The sequence below is a fragment of the Rhabdochromatium marinum genome, assembly GCF_016583795.1.
In the GTDB taxonomy this organism is placed as follows: Bacteria; Pseudomonadota; Gammaproteobacteria; order Chromatiales; family Chromatiaceae; genus Rhabdochromatium; species Rhabdochromatium marinum.
Window position 1 is genome coordinate 1 of sequence record NZ_NRRS01000132.1, and the last position, 3,539, is coordinate 3,539.

Annotated in this window: 3 protein-coding genes; 1 reads left to right on the top strand and 2 read right to left on the bottom strand. The window is 57.2% G+C overall.

Annotated features, from left to right (window positions below):
• Positions 1-321: 321 nt before the first annotated feature.
• Positions 322-1,626, bottom strand: a complete 1,305-nt coding sequence (locus tag CKO36_RS18610; RefSeq protein WP_200286403.1) for a methyl-accepting chemotaxis protein — start codon at positions 1,624-1,626, stop codon at positions 322-324.
• 565 nt (positions 1,627-2,191) lie between these two features.
• Complete coding sequence (locus tag CKO36_RS18615; protein WP_200286404.1) at positions 2,192-2,638, bottom strand: hypothetical protein; 447 nt, start codon at positions 2,636-2,638, stop codon at positions 2,192-2,194.
• A 138-nt stretch (positions 2,639-2,776) separates the two neighbouring features.
• On the opposite strand from CKO36_RS18615, the gene CKO36_RS18620 reads away from it, so the two are divergent.
• Positions 2,777-3,247, top strand: coding sequence for a MarR family winged helix-turn-helix transcriptional regulator (locus CKO36_RS18620; RefSeq protein ID WP_200286405.1), 471 nt, complete (start codon positions 2,777-2,779; stop codon positions 3,245-3,247).
• The last annotated feature ends 292 nt before the right edge of the window (positions 3,248-3,539 follow it).

Sequence of the window (3,539 nt, forward strand, 5' to 3'; positions counted from 1 at the left end):
GAAAGCCATGCGAAAAAATCGCCGGGGTCCGAAAAAACCGCTGACCAAACGCACTCGATACAAAGATAAGCCGCATGTCTCGACCGCCAAGCTTCTGGCCGCTGGTTAGCCCACCTTAAAAGGGCTGGTCCTGGGACTTATATGTTTGAATCCATCCTGATCAATGAACAAGAGCGCCAGGCGGGCTCCTGCCCGCCGGGCGCATGCTTACCATCTTGGGCAGATGGTCATTGAAGAGCGTGCGGTTTTGGAGGATGGGCGATAGATGAAACTAGGCAGTGGCGGTAGACGCATCATGGGGCGGTCTTCCCCTATGAATGCTTATTCTGATTGCACTTTTTGACGTAGTTCTTTAGCGGCTGTCAGGACGCTTTCCGTGAGGCGGATCGTTTCGTCCGTAGCTTGTGCGGCTTCGGCAGCATTGCGGGCGATCTCGTCAACAGCCACGTTCTGCTCGGTGACGCTGGCGGCAACGGATTGCATATCGGATCTGACCCCGGCGACTTGGCGGCTGGCTTCAGTGATACGTTCCGACAGTGAGACGATGCGAGTGACATTGTCGGTAATTTGCAGGCGGGTTTCCTCTGTTTTTTCAGCAATTTGTTGCGTTGCGTCCTGAGTCTTTTGGGCCAGCTGCTTGACCTCGCTCGCCACCACGGCAAAGCCGCGTCCTTGTTCTCCAGCGCGTGCCGATTCGATAGACGCATTCAATGCGAGCAGGTTAGTTTGATTGGCAATTCCGCGAATCACTGTGCTCATATCGGAGATTTGTTCGCCAATTCCCGCCAATGTCTGTATGGCTTCGGCGGCGCCCTGGGCTTCACTGCCAACCTGTTGCGTGATGTTCTCGACGTTACCGACTGTGGTGACGGCGGTTTCGGCTGAGCGGCTGATCTCCAGGGTTGAGTAGGACAGCTGCTCCGCCGCTGCTGCGACGCTCTTGATGTTCCCGGAAACTTCTTGGGTAGCTTGAGCCGTTTTGGTTGACAGATCGGTGACCCGATCGCTCGAAGTTAACATCTGGAAGCGTAATTCCTCGTGCGGATCAACCCACTCCGCAACATAGGCGGGTTGTCCTGACAGATCATTGAGCGTTTTGGTGTAGACCCGAAAATGATTCAGGCCAGCGCCAAAATCCTGAGCAAACAGCGACTCCGGCTGGCCGCGCTCCAGACATTCACGTCCGCAGTTTTGGGTTTTGCAAATATTAGCGCCCCACTGATGACACGGCTGGCCAAGGAATTCGCTCAGCGGTTTGCCGAAAGCGGCCTGAACAGGCCCATTGACATAGAGCCAATGCCATTGCTTGTCTCCAGGCTTACCGAGTGCTGTGACCGAGCAGGGTTGCTCGCAGGCGTCAAGAATTCCCATAAAAAATTGCTCGCGTTCACGTTGCAGTCGATCCAGCGTTTGCAGATGCGGTGGGATGCGGGCGCGCAAGCGCTGGGTTGCGAGGCCACCGGCCAACAGCCCCAGCAGCCAGATCCAGTAACCGGAAAATGGCCAGAGCAGGGCTCCCAGGACAGCCAACGACAGAAAAGCGATCAGCATCATGCGGCTCAACTGCATGATCTCCTGCTGAAACTCTTCCAATGCATTCGGTACAGACAAATGATCAATAGGCATTTTTAATCCATATATTAATTATTTTGTTGAACCAACAATCGCCATCATGATTATAGTCGATGCATTGATAATTGTCAGGTGGGTTCCGAGCGGTATGCATTGGCAGGCCGGCGTATCGCCAACTGCTACGCCCGGCTGAAGCGATATGTTTTTTGGTTCGAAAAGTGGTTTTTATTACTGAAAGGGTAAGGCGTCAATCGCTTGTTTGGATGAGCGTGGCACCTTATGGAAGCTGTAGCGTTCCTTGCGTGAGCCCTTGGCCGCATATATGGCATTGTCGGCGAGTCGGACCAGACCATCGGGGTAGGTCGTTCAATCTGCTGGAACGAGGGCCAGACATGCCTGCAGTTAGTAGCGACATATGGACCCCAGCGAGCATCCTTTCAATGATGGAAGTTCAACATAAGGATATGCAGCCAAGGTGCCGCTGGCGTTTTTCTGTGACAGATGGAGCGCGGCTTCGGCCTGCTGGATGACAGTACTCACGCGTACATGACCAAGGCCGAGCCGGAGCGCCCCTATCTTATTTTGGAATGGTCCGAACCGATTCTTGACGCGCGTATTTTCAATTGATGGCGCGACGCAGCCGACCGCTTAGGCGCAGACCGTCGCGCAAGCTCAGGCCGAGCATTGTGCAGTTGATAGCGCCGGCGACCAGTTCCAGCCCCTGCACCGCATAGAAAACCCCGTCCAACTCCCTCGCCCCGGCCTTGAAGGCAAGGAAGAAGGCGCAGGGTACCAGCACCAGCAACCCGTTGGCGGCGATTAGGGGCATGCGCCGACGCTTGGTCGCGACCAGGTCTTCGGAGCGTCCGCGCCCGAGCGCGAAGCCCGAGCCACCCGCCGCCGCGAGGGCCGGGATCAGGATCAGCAGGCCCCAAGGGATGGCGGTCTTGACCGCGACGATGGCTGCGGTGTCGCCGAGTGTTTCGGCGAGGACCGTGGCGATCCAGAAGGTGAGGATGATCAGCAGCGCGAGCGCGCCAGCAATGGGGTGGATGCGTTTGGGCATGAGGTTGTCTCCGTTTCGATCATTAACATAGCAAGCTATATAACATTGTATGCTAAGCTATGCAAATGGTAATGATGTCACAGGACGCGGGCCTTACTGTCTTGACCGCGCGGATCTCGCAAGCATAAGCACAATCACATGACATTCAGTAGAAACGAGTCGGCGGGCTATCTCGCCAACCACTTGGCACGGCTGTTCGCGCGCAAGCTGCAGGCACGGATCAAGCCGTTGGGGCTGAGCACTGGGATCTTCCCTGCGCTGCTGGTGCTGTGGGAGGGCGATGGCTTGACCCAGCGCGAGCTGGTTGCTCAGCTCGATATTGAGCAGCCGACCATGGCTAACACCCTGGCGCGCATGGAGCGTGACGGGTTGATCCAGCGCCGTAAGGATCCTGTTGATGGACGGGCGCAGCGCATCTGGCTGACGGAGCGCGCGCGGGCGCTTGAGGAGCCGGCGACGGCGGCGGCCGAGCTGGTGAACGCCGATGCGCTGGCCGGGTTCACGCCGGAGGAGCGCGTGGCTTTCCTAGCGGCGATACAACGAATCATTGCCAGCTTGCAAACGGGGATCGCCGCGACTGGCGGTCAGGACGCCGACGCAGTGGTTTGAACTATGCGTCCGCGCTCCTGACCGCGCTTGATGCGCAGCGCGCCGACGGATTCGTTGACTGCGGCGGTCTCGTCTGCGCCGAAGAAGATCAGTTCGTCTACTTTGCTAGCTGTCCCGTCCCGTGTGATTATTTGCCAAAGAGGAGCCATCCTTTGTTCCTCGCTCGAGCAGTTCTTGAAGCACTGATCGCCGAGCTCAAGGCGGATTGCCTAGAGGCTGAACGACCCCTATCTCGACCAGCAACCAGCGACGATCAGACCATGGAGGCATGAACGATGCAGGTTCGACTTCA

Bases quoted from the DNA above. Each gene is read 5' to 3' on its own strand.
- CKO36_RS18615 (WP_200286404.1), bottom strand. From the start codon at position 2,638: ATGCCCAAACGCATCCACCCCATTGCTGGCGCGCTCGCGCTGCTGATC.
- CKO36_RS18620 (WP_200286405.1), top strand. From the start codon at position 2,777: ATGACATTCAGTAGAAACGAGTCGGCGGGCTATCTCGCCAACCACTTG.
- CKO36_RS18610 (WP_200286403.1), bottom strand. From the start codon at position 1,626: ATGCCTATTGATCATTTGTCTGTACCGAATGCATTGGAAGAGTTTCAG.